The organism is Bartonella vinsonii subsp. vinsonii (genome assembly GCF_902825235.1).
GTDB classification, from domain to species: domain Bacteria; phylum Pseudomonadota; class Alphaproteobacteria; order Rhizobiales; family Rhizobiaceae; genus Bartonella; species Bartonella vinsonii.
In genome coordinates, this window is the sequence record NZ_CADEAJ010000001.1 from 268,760 (window position 1) to 286,570 (window position 17,811).

Annotated in this window: 11 protein-coding genes; 5 read left to right on the forward strand and 6 right to left on the reverse strand. The window is 38.9% G+C overall.

The window, feature by feature from the left end:
• Nucleotides 1–185 precede the first annotated feature (185 nt).
• The gene (gene rdgB, locus J7R12_RS01095) at nt 186–833 is read left to right on the forward strand and encodes an RdgB/HAM1 family non-canonical purine NTP pyrophosphatase (protein ID WP_126602220.1); all 648 of its coding nucleotides are present in this window, start codon (nt 186–188) and stop codon (nt 831–833) included.
• Complete coding sequence (gene hemW, locus J7R12_RS01100; protein ID WP_126602218.1) at nt 830–2,029, forward strand: radical SAM family heme chaperone HemW; 1,200 nt, start codon at nt 830–832, stop codon at nt 2,027–2,029. Before rdgB ends, hemW begins: the two co-directional genes overlap by 4 nt.
• Nucleotides 2,030–2,122: 93 nt before the next feature.
• Here hemW and dapE read toward each other — a convergent pair whose 3' ends face one another.
• The 3 genes from dapE to J7R12_RS01115 all read right to left on the reverse strand — a co-directional run bounded on the left by dapE (nt 2,123) and on the right by J7R12_RS01115 (nt 5,081).
• Entirely contained in the window at nt 2,123–3,295 is a 1,173-nt protein-coding gene (gene dapE / locus J7R12_RS01105) for a succinyl-diaminopimelate desuccinylase (RefSeq protein WP_126602216.1), read from the reverse strand.
• 217 nt (nt 3,296–3,512) lie between these two features.
• A complete protein-coding gene (locus J7R12_RS01110; RefSeq protein WP_126602214.1) occupies nt 3,513–4,268 on the reverse strand; it encodes a M48 family metallopeptidase in 756 nt (251 codons plus the stop codon).
• Nucleotides 4,269–4,301: 33 nt separating this feature from the next.
• Nucleotides 4,302–5,081, reverse strand: a complete 780-nt coding sequence (locus J7R12_RS01115) for an alpha/beta hydrolase (RefSeq protein WP_126602212.1) — start codon at nt 5,079–5,081, stop codon at nt 4,302–4,304.
• A gap of 191 nt (nt 5,082–5,272) precedes the next feature.
• Between J7R12_RS01115 and infC the strand changes: the two genes are divergently transcribed.
• Together infC and J7R12_RS01125 are read left to right on the forward strand one after the other, a co-directional pair.
• The gene (infC, locus tag J7R12_RS01120) at nt 5,273–5,791 is read left to right on the forward strand and encodes a translation initiation factor IF-3 (RefSeq protein ID WP_126602210.1); all 519 of its coding nucleotides are present in this window, start codon (nt 5,273–5,275) and stop codon (nt 5,789–5,791) included.
• Nucleotides 5,792–6,008: 217 nt separating this feature from the next.
• Nucleotides 6,009–7,775 carry an ABC transporter ATP-binding protein gene (locus J7R12_RS01125; RefSeq protein WP_126602208.1) on the forward strand — a complete coding sequence of 589 codons (1,767 nt, stop codon included), beginning with the start codon at nt 6,009–6,011 and terminating at the stop codon, nt 7,773–7,775.
• Nucleotides 7,776–8,308: 533 nt separating this feature from the next.
• Here the strand turns inward: J7R12_RS01125 and J7R12_RS01130 are convergent.
• Both J7R12_RS01130 and J7R12_RS01135 read right to left on the reverse strand, forming a co-directional pair.
• On the reverse strand, nt 8,309–12,952 hold the full coding sequence (locus J7R12_RS01130) for a translocation/assembly module TamB domain-containing protein (RefSeq protein WP_126602206.1): 4,644 nt from the start codon (nt 12,950–12,952) through the stop codon (nt 8,309–8,311).
• Nucleotides 12,952–14,907, reverse strand: a complete 1,956-nt coding sequence (locus tag J7R12_RS01135; protein ID WP_126602204.1) for an autotransporter assembly complex protein TamA — start codon at nt 14,905–14,907, stop codon at nt 12,952–12,954. The genes J7R12_RS01130 and J7R12_RS01135 overlap by 1 nt, the downstream gene beginning before the upstream one ends.
• Nucleotides 14,908–15,320: 413 nt before the next feature.
• On the opposite strand from J7R12_RS01135, the gene J7R12_RS01140 reads away from it, so the two are divergent.
• On the forward strand, nt 15,321–16,853 hold the full coding sequence (locus J7R12_RS01140) for a YifB family Mg chelatase-like AAA ATPase (protein WP_126602202.1): 1,533 nt from the start codon (nt 15,321–15,323) through the stop codon (nt 16,851–16,853).
• A 12-nt stretch (nt 16,854–16,865) separates the two neighbouring features.
• Here the strand turns inward: J7R12_RS01140 and J7R12_RS01145 are convergent, their stop codons facing one another.
• Nucleotides 16,866–17,735, reverse strand: coding sequence for a transporter substrate-binding domain-containing protein (locus J7R12_RS01145; protein WP_126602200.1), 870 nt, complete (start codon nt 17,733–17,735; stop codon nt 16,866–16,868).
• Between the last annotated feature and the right edge of the window lie 76 nt (nt 17,736–17,811).

The window sequence follows — 17,811 nt, forward strand, 5'->3', positions numbered from 1 at the left end:
AAAAAAAGAGACCCACTATATATCTTTTCAATTATTGTCCACTCAAAATACAAAAGATTTCCTTCGAATAAACGCTCAATGAATATACAAAAATCATATCGCGTAAAATCCGGAAAAACTCGCATATATGAGTGTTTAAACTGTTTTTAGCGCAACATACCCCCTTTATTTCTGGAGAAATATCTATGAGAAGTATAGAATCCAAGAAACTTGTCATTGCGACACATAATGCTGGTAAATTGCATGAAATTACCACTTTGTTCGCTCCCTTCGGTTTTACAATACAATCAGCAAAAGAGCTCGGATTGCCGGAACCAAAAGAAACGGGAAACACATTTGAAGAAAATGCCTACATCAAAGCCTTTGCAGCAGCAAAAAACACAGGTCTTCCTGCTCTTTCTGATGATTCTGGCTTGGAAGTAGATGCATTAGGCGGTGCACCAGGCGTTTATACAGCTGATTGGACCCTTCAACCCGATGGTACACGTAATTTTCCAAAAGCGATGCAAAGAATAGAAGACGAACTCCAAAAAATTGGAGCACATGAAAAAAAACAACGGAAAAGCCGATTTATATCGGTCATATGTATTGCATGGCCTGATGGCTATTCGGACTATTTCCAAGGCAGTGTTGAAGGTACATTCATTTGGCCACCACGAGGAGATAAAGGTTTTGGTTTTGATCCCATTTTTTTACCAGATGGATATGAAAATACCTTTGGGGAAATGTCAACAGAGCAAAAACATGGCTGGAAACTCAATAATAAAACACCTCTCTCGCATCGCGCACGTGCTTTTAAACTTTTAGCTGAAAACCTTTTGATTCTCTCATGAATGAACCTTTTGGCGTTTACATTCATTGGCCCTTTTGTGCAACAAAATGTCCCTATTGTGATTTCAATTCACATGTGCGCGTTCATGGTGTTGATCAACCACGTTTTGTCGCTGCCTTTGAACGCGAAATAGAAACACAGTACCATAAAATAGGTCCACGTCGCATTACGAGTATTTTTATTGGCGGTGGAACACCTTCTCTTATGACGCCTCAGACTGTCGATGCCTTGTTGCAAGCACTTGCAAAAAAATGGACTGTTGATGATAAAGTTGAAATTACATTAGAAGCTAATCCCTCAAGTGTAGAAGCAGAACGTTTTCGTGGATATCGTACAGCAGGCGTTAACCGCTTGTCCTTAGGTGTACAAGCACTCAATGACAAAGCATTGCGACAACTTGGCCGTCTCCATGACGTGAAACAAGCTCTCCATGCTATTGCTCTCGCGCGGGAAATCTTCCCACGTTTATCTTTTGATCTCATTTATGCCCGCCCCGAACAAACATACGAACAATGGAAATGTGAACTTTTACAAGCACTTGATTTGGCAGCAGATCATCTTTCTCTTTACCAATTGACTATCGAAGAAGGAACTGCTTTTAAACGGCTTCATGCCGCAGGAAGACTAATCCTCCCTGCTTCAGAACTCGCAGCAGACTTGTATCATCTCACCCAAGAAATAACGGCACAGCACGGACTTCTAGCCTATGAGATCTCAAATCATGCAATCCCCAGCGCTGAATCGGCGCACAATCTTCTCTATTGGCGTTATCATGAATATGCAGGCTTTGGTCCAGGAGCCCATGGTCGCTTTATTGAGCGCCTACCAAATAATTTTTCTGCCTCTTCAAAAGCCCCTTGCTCTCAAATTGAAAACCGTGAACGTTATGTTACAATAAATGAAAAATATCCTGAGCATTGGCTTGAATTGGTAGAAACGACAGGACATGGCTGTATTGAGACAGAACAATTGACCCCATTACAACAAGCAAATGAAATGCTTCTCATGGGCTTGCGCCTTTCAGAAGGTTTGGATCTTGCGCGTTATGAAACCTTAAACCCTAAAAGTTTACCAATGGAAAAGCTTATTGATTTACAACAACAAGGACTCATAGAAATGTTAGGAAACCAACGCTTAAAGGCAACAAGCAAAGGGCGTATCCTTCTTGACCACATCATCAGCCAATTAGCAACCTAGAATTTCATGATTTGAACTCGTAATCCTGTCACTTATGGCATAACATTCACTGTTTTCAATTTAAGAAGCAGGTGCTTAAAAATAAGCTTTCCACTATGCAAAAAAATCAACAATGAAACGTTCATAAATAGAAGTGAGGGTTTCCAATGCATCAAGAGTTACACACTCATCCACCATATGCATCGTTTGCCCCGGTAAACCAAATTCAACCACTGGGCAATAATCCTTAATAAATCGCGCATCCGAAGTTCCCCCCGAAGTAGAACATTCTGGTATATTCCCTGTTATATTTTTAATAGCATTTGATAAAGTTGCAACGAGTTTATCATTTTTGGTTAAAAAAACATCTCCCAAACTTGGAATCCATTCAAGCTGATAATAGGGATATTGATCACTGTTGTTTTTTGATTGCACTAAAGCAAGACGCTTTTCAATTTCTGTCATAAGCGTTTCTTTTGTCCAAAGATCATTATAGCGTATATTAAAACGAATTATCGTCTGCTCTGGAATAACATTCACTGCACAATTACCCGTATCAATGGATGTCAATTCTAAATGACTTGGTTGAAAATTTTCTGTTCCTTGATCTAAAGCCGTTTGTGTCAACGCTTGAATCAGCTTACTTACCAACGGTAATGGGTTAGCTGCTCGTTCAGGAAAAGCAACATGACCTTGGCGCCCTTTAACTGTAATGCTACCAGAAATTGATCCTCGACGTCCAATCTTTATCACGTCCCCAACAAGCTTTACGCTTGTTGGTTCTCCCACAAGAGCCGCAGTCCATTTTTCGCCTTTTTGTGCTGCCCATTTGAGAAGTTTCACTGTACCGTTAAGTGCAGGACCTTCTTCATCACCAGTAATTAAAAGGCTTACCGTTCCTTTAATAGATTGTTTCTTAAGGACTCGCGCCAACGCTGCAATAAAACAAGCAATCCCGCCCTTCATATCAACAGCGCCTCGCCCGTATAATTTTCCTTGATTTACGACAGCTTCAAAAGGAGGGTACGTCCAATTTTCCAACGCACCTGGTGGCACAACATCAGTATGACCCGCGAACATAAGATGCGGTCCACCCTCCCCCATCTTCGCATAAAGATTTTCAACATCGTCTGTATTTTTATCCGTAAAAACAGGGCGTTCAACACAAAACCCCATCTTCTTTAAAAATTGCTCCAAAGTTGATAAAGCACCTGCCTCATGCGGTGTAACAGAAGGACAACGAATAAGTGCCTGTAAGAGCTGAAGTGGATCTGTAAGGACAGGCATAAATGCTTTTCCAATCTGAACTTAAGAATGATGAAAGATTATTAAGCTGAATTACAAAAAAGATAAAGCAAAAACATTGAAGACACTCAGCAAACCAAGTAGGGGAAGACAATCTTGCTGAGGCTTCAATGCGTTGCTCATCATGTGATGAAGCACATACACAATGGAAAGTGAAATAAGAAGTTCCATTGAATATTTTCTTTTTCAAGGTTTTTTTTCATATTTCCAACTTATCCAACTCATAGGAATGAAAATTGATCGCTTGCAACATATGACCATTTTCTTTCAACCAAGCGCGATGGGTTTTACTCCCTGGGCAAAGTTTTTCACAAAGAGCCCAAAATTTTGGTCCATGATTCATTTCAATAAGATGGGCAACCTCATGTGCAACAACATATTCAACAATTTCTTTTGGCGCCATAATAAGACGCCAAGAAAAAGAAAGGCGTCTGTCTATCGAACAAGATCCCCAACGGCTCTTGGTATCTTTATAGCAAACTGATTTCACTTTACGCTCCACTTTCTCTGCATAACATGCAACCAAGGGTGTTATAACAAACGCAGCCTGTTTTTTTAAAACATCCGCAATACGCCTTGGCAAATATTCTAATTGACCATAAACGATAATTTGAGGTTCTCGTCCTGCATCCCCTGCAATAATTTCCGTCACTCCACGTCCTTCTTTATGCCTTATAGTATGTGCAACACCTAATAAAGGAATCGTAGTACCCTCTTTGAGATAAGGACTCTTTTGAGAAACGCACACACGAGTAAGACGCGCTTCAATCCAAGAGCGGTTTTTTTCAATAAAAGCTTGAACCAAACAAAGGTTTATCGCTGGTGGTGTTATTACGCAAATTCCCTGCCCATTCGCATCAACACGTAATGTGAGGCGACGCGCATGTTTATGCGTGCGTACTTTTAGAGGGATAACACGATCAGAAAAAATAAAATGCTGTTCATCAATGATCATACATTATGTCTTCATTATCAATGAATGTGACTCTCACCCCGCATTAATTTGTTCAATCAATGATTTCAATACCCTTTCAAGGCAATCCAAATCTTGCGGACGCGAAAAGCGATGATCTGCATCACGAACAAGTGTCAATGTTACATCATGTAAAGGCAAATGATTCAGTAAAGTCATTGTATGCTGATAGGGTATCTCCACATCTTCCATCCCTTGTAGAATATGAATTGGACATCCAACATCTATGCATCCCTTCATGACGCAGTTGTCTCTGCCATCTTCAATAAATACTTTTGTAAAGGGGACCGGCTCCATATAACTAATTTCAGATCGTTCAATATGCTCTGTTTCTTCTAAAATTTTCCACCCCTTTCGACCCAGCCCTGATTCTATCAATGTTTGTGTAAAATCAGGAGCTGGCGCAATCAAGACCATACCAGCAAGCCTCTTATTTTTTTGTGCTAGCATCATAGCAAGCTTTAGAGCAATCCATCCCCCCATAGAGGTACCAATCAAAATTTGTGGCCCCTCACAATAAGTTTCAAAAACCGCTAAACTTTCCTGAACCCAGCGTGAAATCGTTCCTTGAAAAAAATCACCGCCCGATTCTCCATGCCCAGAATAATCAAAACGTAAGCAAGACAAATCATTCTTCTGAGCAAAACTATCAACCAATAACGCCTTATCCCCTGACATATCGGATAGATAACCATGAAGCCAAACTAAACCTGGAGAACGATTACCTTTGCGATAACGTACTGCGAGAGCAGTATCTTCAAACGAAAAAAATTGGCACGGAATATTTTGATCCATTGTTCTTTTCCTCACAAAACAGTTTTACGCATAAAAGAAAAATTTCTTTTCTCAAAATTAAACCTCAAGGTCATCATCAAATAATGAAAAAAGCACGAATTCTAGTTGTTTTTCTGTATATAATTGTATATTAAATTACGTTATAGGTGAATCAAATTAAAGGAACATAAACCATTCGCAAACCGTTTAAAATGACAGCTACCCAGAAAGATGGGCCACGTTCAAATCAGGATATCCGAGTTCCTCGTGTTCAGCTTATCAATGATGAGGGACAACATCGGGGAATCGTTCCAATACAAGAAGCACTTGCTATGGCTGCAGATGCGGGGCTTGATTTGGTTGAAATTGTGCCAAATGCCGAACCACCGGTATGTAAAATTATTGATTTGGGCAAATTAAAATACCAGACTCAAAAAAAAGCTGCTGAAACGCGTAAAAAACAAAAGGTCATCGAAATCAAAGAGATTAAGATGCGTCCAAATGTTGATGTCCATGATTATGGTGTCAAGCTTAAAGCTATTCATCGCTTTATTGGTAATGGCGATAAAGTAAAGATTACTTTGCGTTTTCGTGGTCGTGAAATGGCACATCAAGACCTTGGATTGAAGCTTCTTCAGCGTGTTAAAGAAGATACAAGTGAAATTGCCAAAATCGAATCTGAACCAAAACTCGAAGGCCGTCAAATGATGATGGTCATAGCAGCTAAATGATTTCTCATTGAGATGATGTACGGAATGCAACTCATCTAGAGTTGAATATGTGAATATGGTTTAAAAGCGCTATGACATCTCTCATGGTGCTTTTAATGAGTATTGCGTGCATATTAATCTCTTTCTTAAGTGACTGCTCTTTTTATCAAAAAGACTAAGCGTCTTTTAATAATGCTTCAATCTTGCATAAAACGACGATAGAATATAGAAGCACTTTATGGTCAAAAAACAAATTTCCGCTTTTGATAAACATCTTATCATTCGTCTTTTGCAAGAAAATTTTCATAAACATGCACGTTGGTACAGTGCAGCTATTTTTTCAATGATCATTATTTCCTGCACAACTGCAGCGAGTGCGTGGATTATGCGTGATGTTGTCAACTCTATTGTTGATGCGCAGAATTTTGGTATGATTGTTTTGATTTCTAGCATTATTGCTTTTATTTTTATTCTCAAAGGGATTGCAACTTTTGCCCAAACTTACTTTTTAAGCAAAGCAGGTAACAGTATTGTCGCTGAACAACAACGCAAAATTTATGCACGCCTTATGGAACAAGGTGTTTCTTTTTATCACAATAATACTTCCTCTGATCTTCTTGTTCGCGTAACCCATAACGCTACAGCAGTGCGTAATATTATTGATATAATTATCACAACTTTTGTGCGTGATTTACTATCTGTTAGTGGCTTATTGCTGGTCATGTTTATTCAAAATTTTACGTTAATCACTATCACTTTAGTAGTAGGACCACTGGCTTTTTTAGGGGTACGAATGGCTTTAAAACGTATTCGCAGCCTCGTGGAAAAAGAACTCCTTTCACTTGGTGAAATTATCAAAATTGTGCAAGAAAGTTCTATTGGTATTCGAGTCATCAAAGCTTTTTCATTAGAAGAACTCATGAAAAAACGGATGAATAAAGCCATTTGTGATGTTGAAAAACAAGCAAACACTATTGCAACACTTCAAGCCATTACAAATCCGATTATGGAAACGCTCGCTGGAGTTGCTATTGCAGGTATTATCTGCTTTTCTGGCTACCTTGCGACCCAACGTGCAGGCGTTCAAGGTGAATTCATGTCCTTTATTGTCGCTTTGCTTTTGGCTTACGAACCAGCAAAAAGACTAGCAAATGTACGTGTCAAAATTGAATCTGGCTTGGTTAATATCCGTACCATGTATGAAATACTTGACCATCCCATTACGCTCATAGAACATGAGGAAGCCAAAGATCTGGATAAAAGACAAGGAATTATCCGCTTTGAAGATGTTTCTTTTGCATATGCGGATAACCAAACGGTGTTGAAGGATATCAATCTGGAAATAGAACCTAGAAAAATGACCGCATTGGTAGGACCTTCAGGATCAGGCAAATCAACCCTTATTAATCTGATTATGCGTCTTTATGACCCAACAAAGGGACGGATATTGATTAATGATCAAGACATTAAATATACTACTTTCCGCTCTCTTCGAAACTTGATAGCCTATGTAGGTCAGGATACTTTTCTCTTTCAGGGAACTGTTAAATATAATATCGGACTTGGGAAAGAAGGAGCCAGTGATGATGATATTATCAAAGCAGCGAAAACAGCCAATGCTCATGACTTTATTATGAATCTACCAAATGGCTACGATACACAGATAGGTGATAATGGCTGTAATCTTTCAGGGGGACAAAAACAAAGGCTCGCTATCGCCAGAGCAATGCTTCATGATAGTGAAATCCTGATTTTTGATGAAGCAACAAGCGCTTTAGACTCACACACTGAAGCACAAATTAATGAAGCCCTTCATCGCCTTACCAAAGGACGTACAACAATCGTCATCGCTCATCGCCTTTCAACGATTGCTCGCGCTCACAAAATTGTTGTTATAAAAAATGGAAATTTAATTGAACAAGGTACCCCAAAAGAACTGCTGGCAAAAGAAAATAGTTTTTATAAAAAACTTCATAATATCCAATTTAAAAAGCAAATATCCTAAATCCTGTGTATCTAAGTAAAATTTGATAGGTAACCACATTCTTTTATAAATATAAAGAACAGGAATGTTCCTATGAAGCAGTATTGTATTGAGAGTAGAGATTAGCAGAAGATTTAAGGTTTCCTGAGAAAAATTTCCAGAATTTGCATGAGAATAAACTTTACCTGCTGTTTTGTTAAAGAAGTTTATCTCATTTTAAAAACAGAATCCCAATAATAAGAGCCTCCTCACCCTCAGGATAAGGAGCGTAACATCCATAAATGTGGCATATGAAATGAAAAGAAAGCAAGCATCAAGCTTTAAAGAACTTGCCAATAGATATGAAGCTGTGATGATCTATACCGCTTTTATCCATACTCATCCCTGTACTGCCTATATAGATAGCACTGAGAGATGGAATTGAAACAATTAGCGGTATTACAAGAAATATATCGAACGAACAATATAATGATATACTTCTTTTTTGAAGAATATGCTCCCATTAAAGGGCATGATAAACAAAACCTAAAATGAGAACTTTAGCGCCTCAATTCTTAATAGTCTTTTTCGTAAAATATACCAACACTAGAATTCTTTTCATTCCCTATGGCACCTTTAGCTTTGAGATGTCGTGAAATATCCAAATTAATTGTTCCTTTTGTCATTCCATCCGATCCTGCTTCAAAGCCTAAATAAATGTTATTGTGTATATAGCGCCCAACGCGTAAACCCGTATTACCCTTTTCATCAACGATAACATCAAGATCATCAAGACCAATTTTAGCCCGTAGCGCGTTTAATAAGGATGTATTAGAAGCACCGACAAGGTCTGCTGCTGCTGCTGCAAGCTGTGCAATCTGAAATGGTGATAATTCACTAAGAGAGCGGTTAAAAATCAAACGCGCTAAAACCTCATCTTGTGGCAAATTAGGTTGCGAAGAAAAATGCACATCCAGACTATCAATCGTTCCACTTACAGTAACAGTGACACGAATATCACCAATATTATTGTTGGTCACAAAATAAACAGTAGGATCAAGGTTACCACTAAAGCTCGCTTGTCCTTGATCAAAACTGAAACGCCGTGAAAGAATATCAAAACGTCCGCGAATCATCTGAAATTCACCAACCGGATGGACATCATGTAATGGCCCAGTCAGGTTAATACGCCCTCCCAATTCAGCATCTAACCCTCGCCCTCGTACAAAAAATTGATTGCGTGCAGTAATCCGCATATTTAGCATAGTAGATGAAGTTTTTTGAGAAACATCACGGTTTTGACTAGAGCTCTTAACATCAGCACGTTCAAGTGTCTTTTGGATCGATTTGGTTAAATTCTTATTTTTAACATCAAGAAACTTTGCATTTCGAAAATGATCAGGAACAATAATTTCTGCTTTTTCAACGGTAATATCACCACCAATAACAAGGTCACCCAAAAAATAACCCGCCATTGTCATCTTGCCTGACAATGTTGCAAGAATCATGGAACCATCATTATAATTGGCACGGTTAAGATTAAATACCAAATCCGCTTGCCAATCGTTAGAAATACGGCCCGAAGCGGAGAGAGAGCCCCCTCCAGATGAAGAAGCAGAAGCTTTTTCTATAAGAATATGGTCACCATTTAATTTGCCTTCAAGCGTTATATCGCTCAATGCTACATTCGTTTGTGAATCAAAAAAACTACCATTGGCTATAGAAAAATTCCCTGTCAGCTGTGGCTGTGATAATCTCCCCTGTAGAGTTGCATCAATTCTTCCTGTACCTGTTACATGGGCTCCACGCTTAGCTAATAACAAATCAACAAGGCCAAGAGGCATTGTTCCTTTAACATTCAATTTGGCATCTGAACCACTTAAAGACACGGGGCCATTTATAGAAAGATCTAATCCTTTATCTCCTGTTGCTATTATATTCTCAATATGAAAAATCGATTTTTTATAAGAACCACGAGCACTCATATTGATCGACAGAGGCCCTTTATGCGTCATAGAAGTCAAGCTTTGACTAGAAAGCTCAAAATAAGCAGATGGATCCTTCATTGTTCCATCAATATCGATCTTGCCTACAATTTTTCCTTTAAGCGCTTCCCCTTCAGTAAAACTATTCACCAAATGCGCAGGAAAATCACGTAAGTTAATATGGAGATCAAGTTGGTTTTTATCCAAAGACACACTCCCCTGTGTTTGTGCTTGTAATCCTTCTCCTGTTAAATTTGCATTCAAAGTCAGGTTTTGGTCTACTGTTTTACCTGTAGCAGAGAGCACAAAAGGCATTATTTTTTTATCTCGAAGCGCAATGGTTGTTAGATCTTCACCTTTTATCTCATAGGTTACATCAGGTTTTTTGAAATGACCTCGAATCATCACTTGCCCTGTTACAATACCAGATACTCCAAGATCAGATTTCCATAGATTAACTAAAGCAGCAGGAAGGGTATTCATCGTAAGATGTAGATTCAAGGTATCTTGAACATTTCCTGAAAGCAGAACCGACCCACCATTAATGGCAACTTTCAATTCATTTACTGTCATGCCATCTTTATCAAAAACAATTGTAGCGGGTTTCGATAATTTCGCGTTCAGATTGGGTTGTTTAACATCTATAGTTTCAATCTGAACTTCTCGTTTTATACCTACTGGAAGACCTACCATCACCACATGCCCAGAAAGCTGTGCGTTGGTATTATTAGGCAATGTCGCCTGAACAGTAAAAACTGTTTGCCCATTCTTCCTATTGGCTTGAGCATTTAAACGGTTAACCATCATCAAAGGCGTTTGGATATGCTCCGCATGGATAAAACCCTCAAACTGTGCCATGCCAAAAAGGTCAAAGACATCTGCTTTGACTTCCAACTTTTTAATTTTATTCTTTGCAAAGCTTAAATGGTCAACATGCGCCTTGAAATTGGCTTTCTGTTTGCCATTTTGTTCATCAAATACAAAATCCCCTTTTATTTTTCCGCTGCTTTCCTGCAAAAATAATGCAGAAAATTCTGAAATATCATCAGCATCAATATGTAATGCTCCCTTCACAAAATCTCCTATTTGAGAAAGGTCACCTGTTATTTTTGCATTTCCTCCTTTTATATTGATATTTTCAAGTTTTCGAATCCGATGAGAATCCTTAAAAGAAGCAGATAAATACAACGGCTTCTTAGCAAAAGTTCCTTCCCCTTTTACAGAACCCGTTAAAAAAGGTACCGGCAATGTATTATCCATCAGTGTTTGCATAGTAAGTGTTGTATTTTGGAGTTTCTTGCCCATTAAAAATGCTTCAGCAACTTGAGCATGTGTGTTAAATTTTATAAGACTATTGTGTCCTCTAGCAGTACTCCGGATTGTGAGTGCGCCTTTCATTCTTGAATCCAACCTAGAAAGATCAGATAGTTGCGCATATAAATCTATCTTAGCTCTTTCACTTGAAAAAGTGCCATCAGCCTTTATTCTCGCGTATTGACTTTTCAAATCTAAACGACGAAAAGTGAAACCTGTCCTGTTGCGAGCAACACCACCTGAAAGAGTAAAATTTCCTTTGAACAAACGATTGAAAGGTTCCACACCTATTTTCATGTTGTCAGCCATTCCTGATAATTTGAGATCAAAAATGCCATCCATTAAACCGATAATTCCTTTGGCTTTAATATCTGCGCTACCAGAAAATGATTGTGCACTCAACAGATTAAAAGGAGCGAGTGCTTGGGCTTTTAAACCAAGATCGCCTTTAAAAACAAAACGATCTATTTTCCCTTTTAACCAAGCAGAAAAACCCTGACTCGTAATACTAAAATCATGAACCAAAACTGGTTTTTTAGAAACAATATCTGTATCTAGATGCACATTAACTGTTTGGTCTAGACTTTCTACCAACGCACCTTTATTTTTTTCAATCCCTCGAAGCGTTCCCTTAACCTGAATACCAACATGACGAGAAGTTGCATCATCAAGATTTTCGCTCACTCCTCCCATAACAAAAATTGCATCGCGAATATGAATATTTTTATTGCGCCAATGATGGAGCACAAGCCGTCCATTCCATGATTGTTGCCCTTCGCGGCCATAGTCAATATTTAAAGCAAGATTATCCGCACGCACTGGTGCTTCTGATGCTGGTAAATGCGGTGCCCCATTTTCCTTATCCAGAGCCATTTTGCCATCAACAAAAAGCCGGCGTAAAAATCCATCGGCTGCTATTTCAGCATTGGCTACAACATTTATCGCTTTACCCTCAATCACCATATGATCAAGATGCGTCACGCCTTTTTCTGTCATTCTTGCCTCTGCTTTCAACATGACATCAGATTCAAAGAGGCTATGATATTGAGGAGGCATTAAAGAACCAAGTGTACCCACAAGTTTAGTAGAAAGGCTGTGTCCTTCTGCAATACTTGCGAGAACAACATTGCCATCTAAAATAGGATGGTGATCAACTTCTAAAGAAAGTTTGACAGCCAAATCATCAAAAGTACCGTCACCTTTAAGTGCGAATTTTAATGCAGGACGCCTTTCAATGTTAAAGATATTTGCCAAAATGCCATTTTGCGGTTCATCCGCAAGAATATCGATTTTAGCTGTACGATCGTTATCGTATATCTTTGTTAGAACAGAAAAAGATCCCAGTGCATCTAGACGATGAGCCGCTAACTCAGCATCAAAAACACCGTTAGCCAAAGTTAAATTTCCTTTTAAGGACACATCAGCAGAGAAATCTAAAAGGTCCTGTTCAAACATCACATGTTTAGCCGTAAATGTCTCAATAGAGAGAGCAAGCGGCAATTTTGGTAAAGAAAATTTTCCTGATTCAAGGGATGATATAAGAAAAGAATTACCCTGCGGTTTGCGTAAAAATGTAACCTGTTCCAATGAAAGTTGGTTAACATCCATGCGCCCCCTCAACAATGCTAAGCGGTTCCAATCCACCTTAGCATTGGCAATTTTAAGCCATATACCTTTTTTATCACTCACAGTAATGGCCCCGATTGATATTTGAGAAGATAACGCCCCTTGGACATTATGTAAACGAACTTGGCGATTAGGCGCTGAAAGTCTACGTTCAATCAAAGAAATAAACCATGAACGATCATCCGCTACCGCTTCTCTAGAGAGCAAATTGCTTTTTTGCACAAAAACAAAAACGCTTGCTACAAAAAATAAAAAGCCAAATAAGAAAGCCAATAAACGTACATTTTTTTTCATTAAAATGCTTGCCCTATACCCACATAAAAACCGATACGAGGATCACCTTTTTCCCGCTTAAGAGGAAAGGCTAAATCAACTCGCAAAGGTCCAAGACCTGTCATATAGCGACCTCCAATACCAGCTCCCCATTTAATGTTTTGAGAAAAATCAAAACGCGCCTTCTCCCCTACGAGACCTCCATCAAGAAAACTGACAAGCCCTATCTTATCATTTAAAGAAAAACGTAATTCTGCCGTCCCCTCCACAAGTGCCCGCCCACCAACAACAGCATCATTGTCTGTTTTGACACCAATATTACGATAGGCATAACCGCGAACAGATCCACCACCACCAGCAAAAAAGAGCGTATCCGAAGGTACTTGTGCTGTATTGCTTCCAAGAATTGTACCAAGCTTTGCCCGCGCGGCAAAAACAAAACGCTCATTTTCATCCAGTGTCCAATAAGAACGGCCTTCTACAGTCATTTTTGCTACAAAATTATGAGAGCGCATTTCATAAAAAGGCTCAACAAACACTTCACCATATAAACCTTTTGTTGCGTTGAATTTATTATTACGACTATCGTAAATGATACTACTTGGTAACCCAATTGTTGTAAAATTACGGCTTCCAAAATAGATATCGCGTGAATAACCATTGGAAACTTCTACAGCAACTTGACCCGATAAATTACCATTAAAGATATGCGTTATACCAAGCTTTCCTTTTATGGCTTTTGTCGTGTAATTATCTAGGACATCTTGCTGAATTTTCAGTTCTGACCTAAAATCTGTATCAGGAGTAAATATACTAGGTTTTATAAATATACCACCGAGAAGATAATCAAAATTTTTCAGATTATAGGATTTCTCTTTATTGCTCCCAATACCGCTTACTTTCGTCTCAATTTTGAGGTGTTCCGCATGGCCAAAAAGATTGTTATGCATCCAATAAGCTTCAAAACCAGCACCATCTAATGTTGAATAACTACCACCTGCTCCAAAACGACGGGGTTTACGTTCTTCCAAAACAAGCGTAAGCGGTAAACTCCCATCAGGGTTAATTGTATCAGCCTCACGTATATTCACAGCACGAAAAACATTAAGTCGTGCAAGCCTTTCATTCGCCTTAGCTAACGCATCAGAATCATATTTTTGGCCTACCTTCAATCCTGTCATCCGTGCAATATAAGCTGAATCTACGCGCGGCTTCTTACTCACATTACGCACACTTAAAGGACCATAATAAGCTTCTTTTCCAGGATTAACGGTAATTTGCGCATCAATAAAGTGCGCAGCATGATCAGCAACGACTTCACTCTTAACAATTTTAGCTTTAGCATAACCTTGTCGACGCCATCCTTCAATCGCCCATCTTTCTGCTTTTAAAATACTTTCAGATTTGGCAACAATGCCAACTTTATACCCCAATTCTTCCATTGTGGGCATTTTATTGATTTTATATTTTACAAATGGAGCAACTTTATCGATTGCAGCAACATTAAAAATATATTGTGGACCAGCATCAATCATAATAACAATATTGGATTGCGCTGGGAGTTGAGTCACCGGACTCAAATCAGCAGCTTCTAAACCATTAATCTGAATACTAATAACACCACCATAACGCCCATCAGCATAAAGAGCAGAAAGAATTGCCCGATAATCTGAACGGGCTTTCGCTAATAAACCAGAAGAACTAGATGCTTTCCCTTGATCAGCAATAAGAGAAGACACAGCCTTCACTATTTTAACACCTTCTGGTGGTGCACTCGGTGGAGCAATAACATTAACTTTATAAAATTTTTCTGTACCATCATAGGAGGAGGAATTCGTTTTCTTTTGACCAAAAAGAGGAATACCAAAAAACTCAAATGCTGCAAGTGGCTGTGGAAAAGCACAGACAAAACATAGACTTATCAACGCACTGCGCACGGTTCCTGATTTTAACAAAACTCCCGTTTGGTATACCATCAAATCAGATACCTTTAATAAACTTTACATCACTTTAGTACTATAAATAACGTAGAACAAGAAAGATAAATATACCTACTTTTATATATTTCACATGTTTGATCACATCAAATAACGTTCTTTTCTTGCAATGCATAATATCCCCTCCCCTTATATTGAAAAAATCCATCATTGCTGTGCAACACAAACAGCCTTATTTCCTTTCCCTACCATATTCATTTAGTGCATTATAAATGTTTTATTTCACTGCATATAATCATGGTTAAATTTGTGCAAATTACTCTCTATTACTACGCTACAAAAACCTGCACATCTATATAGATCTCTCCACCCCAAAAACCATAGAGACACTTCTTGATTTTTATGTGTAGATATGATTGTCTTTTTTCATCAAACGGGGGAGGAAGAAACTGATGATTGCACATGTTACAACTGTTGCTTTTCGCGGTCTAGAAGCTGTCCCTGTTGATGTACAGGTTATGATTTCTTCCGGTAAAATAGGAATGGCGATTGTTGGACTAGCCGATAAAGCAATTGGAGAAAGCCGTGAACGTGTGCAAGCAGCTCTTCATGCTTGTGGCCTTTCTATGCCTAACAAACGTGTTACTATTAATCTTGCACCAGCAGATTTACCTAAAGAAGGATCACATTATGATTTGCCAATTGCTGTGGGTTTAATGCTTGTTATGGGGCTTATACCTCCTGAAGTAGCACAAGAGTACATCATTTTAGGCGAATTATCACTGGATGGTTCACTTACAGCTGTCAATGGTGTTTTACCAGCCGCAATGACAGCTTTATCACTCGATAAAGGGCTCATTTGTCCTTACCCATGCGGACCTGAAGCAGCATGGGCTGACGCAGAGATGAATATTCTTGCACCTGAAAGCCTTCTTACGATAGTCAATCACTTCAAAGGAACGCAAATTCAAAAACGTCCACAACCACGCCAGTACACAATTCAAACTGAACTCCCAGATCTTTGCGAAATTAAAGGACAAAAAACCGCAAAACGTGCATTAGAAGTTTGTGCCGCCGGACGGCATAATCTCCTATTTGTAGGTCCTCCTGGTGCAGGAAAATCTATGTTGGCCCAACGTTTACCTTCTATTTTGCCACCTCTTGATAGCCGTGAGTTTTTAGATGTTTCTCTGATTGCTTCTATCACAGGAGAAACAGTGCATAATACTATTTCACTCCACTGTCCTTTTCGTGCTCCCCATCATTCTGCTTCCATGGCAGCAATGATCGGTGGTGGGCTTAAAGGACGACCAGGAGAAGTTTCACTTGCACATAATGGCGTTTTATTTCTTGATGAATTGCCTGAATTTTCTCCACAGGTCCTTGATTCTCTTCGTCAACCTTTAGAGAGTGGGGAATGTATCATCGCCCGCGCTAATCACCATATCAGCTATCCTGCTCGTATCCAACTCATTGCTGCTATGAACCCTTGTCGCTGTGGTATGGCGGGAGAAAAAGGCTATGTTTGTGCAAAAGGAATACGCTGTCAAATTGATTATCAATCCCGTATTTCTGGTCCTCTGCTCGACCGAATTGATTTGCGGATTGATGTCCCTGCACTAACAGCTATGGATCTTATGCAACCAGAACAAGCAGAAAAAAGCTGTGATGTTGCCAAACGTGTCGCACGGTGTCGTGCTATTCAAGCTAAACGATTTACAGCTTTGGGCCTTAACAATATTCGCACTAACGGTGATTGTCCTGCTAAAATTATCGAAAAAATCGCCATTCCTGATCAAAATGCTGCTAAACTCTTACGGGACGTGAGTGAAAAAATGCACCTTTCTGCACGCGCCTATCATCGTATTCTCAAAGTTGCACGTACCATCGCTGATCTCGACGAAGCAGAAAATCTTTCACGCCATCATCTCGCAGAAGCTATTTCCTACCGACTAGGCACTGAAAGATTAACAGCTCTCTCTTAAGGAAAATATTCATCAATAAAAACTTATTGGAAAATAACGCAAATAAAGCTCCGCAAGTTTGCCATCATTTTCGAGAGACTTCAGGGCATAATTGAGTATATCAATTAATTTGTCGTTCTTTTTTGCAACAGCAAGACGCATTCCTTGCCCCAATAACTGTGGAGCCATATATGCACCTCCAACAAAGTAGCAGCAATCATTGGATTTTGAATCATTGAGCCATAATGATAAAGCGAAGCCATCATCAAAAATAAGATCAATTTTATGATCTTGTAGCGCTTTATAGAGTTCTACCCTGTCTTTAAACCCTTGCCATTTAGCTTCAGGAAAATAACTCTGAAAGAGTTTTTCGTGTGCACTTTTGAACAAAACCCCACTGCTTAAATATGTCAGTCTATCACTTATTGGTTCATCAAAATTTACAGGTCGAGAAGCAACAAATCTAGCCGGAAAGCGAAGATAAGACTTTGTAAAAACAAGATCTTGATGTGTTTTCGTTGTTTCTTTTAAACCAGCAATAATTATTTCTGCTCCACCATTCTTGACATGCTCTACAAGCTCTTCCCAAGGAACAACTTCTACCTCACAAAATTTCTCAAGGTTTAATTTTGAGCAAATAGCGCGCAATAAATCGATATGATAACCTGCAAGGTGCCCTGTTTTGTCAAGAAAGTTAAAAGGAGGAAAATCAAAAGTTGTCACAAAACGCAAACGAATAATACCGGTTGTATCAGGTTGTAGCAAATGTTCATGCGAATCAAAAAAAGAGGGGAGCCCTCCAACCGTTTTAGCTTCTGCAAAAGAAGAAAACAGAAATCCCCATGCTACACAGAAGACTCCAATAAAAATATGGAATCCCTTTATAAGTTTCCTTATTTCCAAAATCTTATCCCCCCATTTTCAAAGAGAAAATACAACTTTTTCAGTGATAATATCTAACGCACTTCACTGAAATATC

Excerpts from the sequence above, each read along its gene's own strand:
- rdgB (WP_126602220.1), top strand. The coding sequence starts at position 186 with ATGAGAAGTATAGAATCCAAGAAACTTGTCATTGCGACACATAATGCT.
- hemW (WP_126602218.1), top strand. The coding sequence starts at position 830 with ATGAATGAACCTTTTGGCGTTTACATTCATTGGCCCTTTTGTGCAACA.
- dapE (WP_126602216.1), bottom strand. The coding sequence starts at position 3,295 with ATGCCTGTCCTTACAGATCCACTTCAGCTCTTACAGGCACTTATTCGT.
- J7R12_RS01110 (WP_126602214.1), bottom strand. The coding sequence starts at position 4,268 with ATGATCATTGATGAACAGCATTTTATTTTTTCTGATCGTGTTATCCCT.
- J7R12_RS01115 (WP_126602212.1), bottom strand. The coding sequence starts at position 5,081 with ATGGATCAAAATATTCCGTGCCAATTTTTTTCGTTTGAAGATACTGCT.
- infC (WP_126602210.1), top strand. The coding sequence starts at position 5,273 with ATGACAGCTACCCAGAAAGATGGGCCACGTTCAAATCAGGATATCCGA.
- J7R12_RS01125 (WP_126602208.1), top strand. The coding sequence starts at position 6,009 with ATGGTCAAAAAACAAATTTCCGCTTTTGATAAACATCTTATCATTCGT.
- J7R12_RS01130 (WP_126602206.1), bottom strand. The coding sequence starts at position 12,952 with ATGAAAAAAAATGTACGTTTATTGGCTTTCTTATTTGGCTTTTTATTT.
- J7R12_RS01135 (WP_126602204.1), bottom strand. The coding sequence starts at position 14,907 with ATGGTATACCAAACGGGAGTTTTGTTAAAATCAGGAACCGTGCGCAGT.
- J7R12_RS01140 (WP_126602202.1), top strand. The coding sequence starts at position 15,321 with ATGATTGCACATGTTACAACTGTTGCTTTTCGCGGTCTAGAAGCTGTC.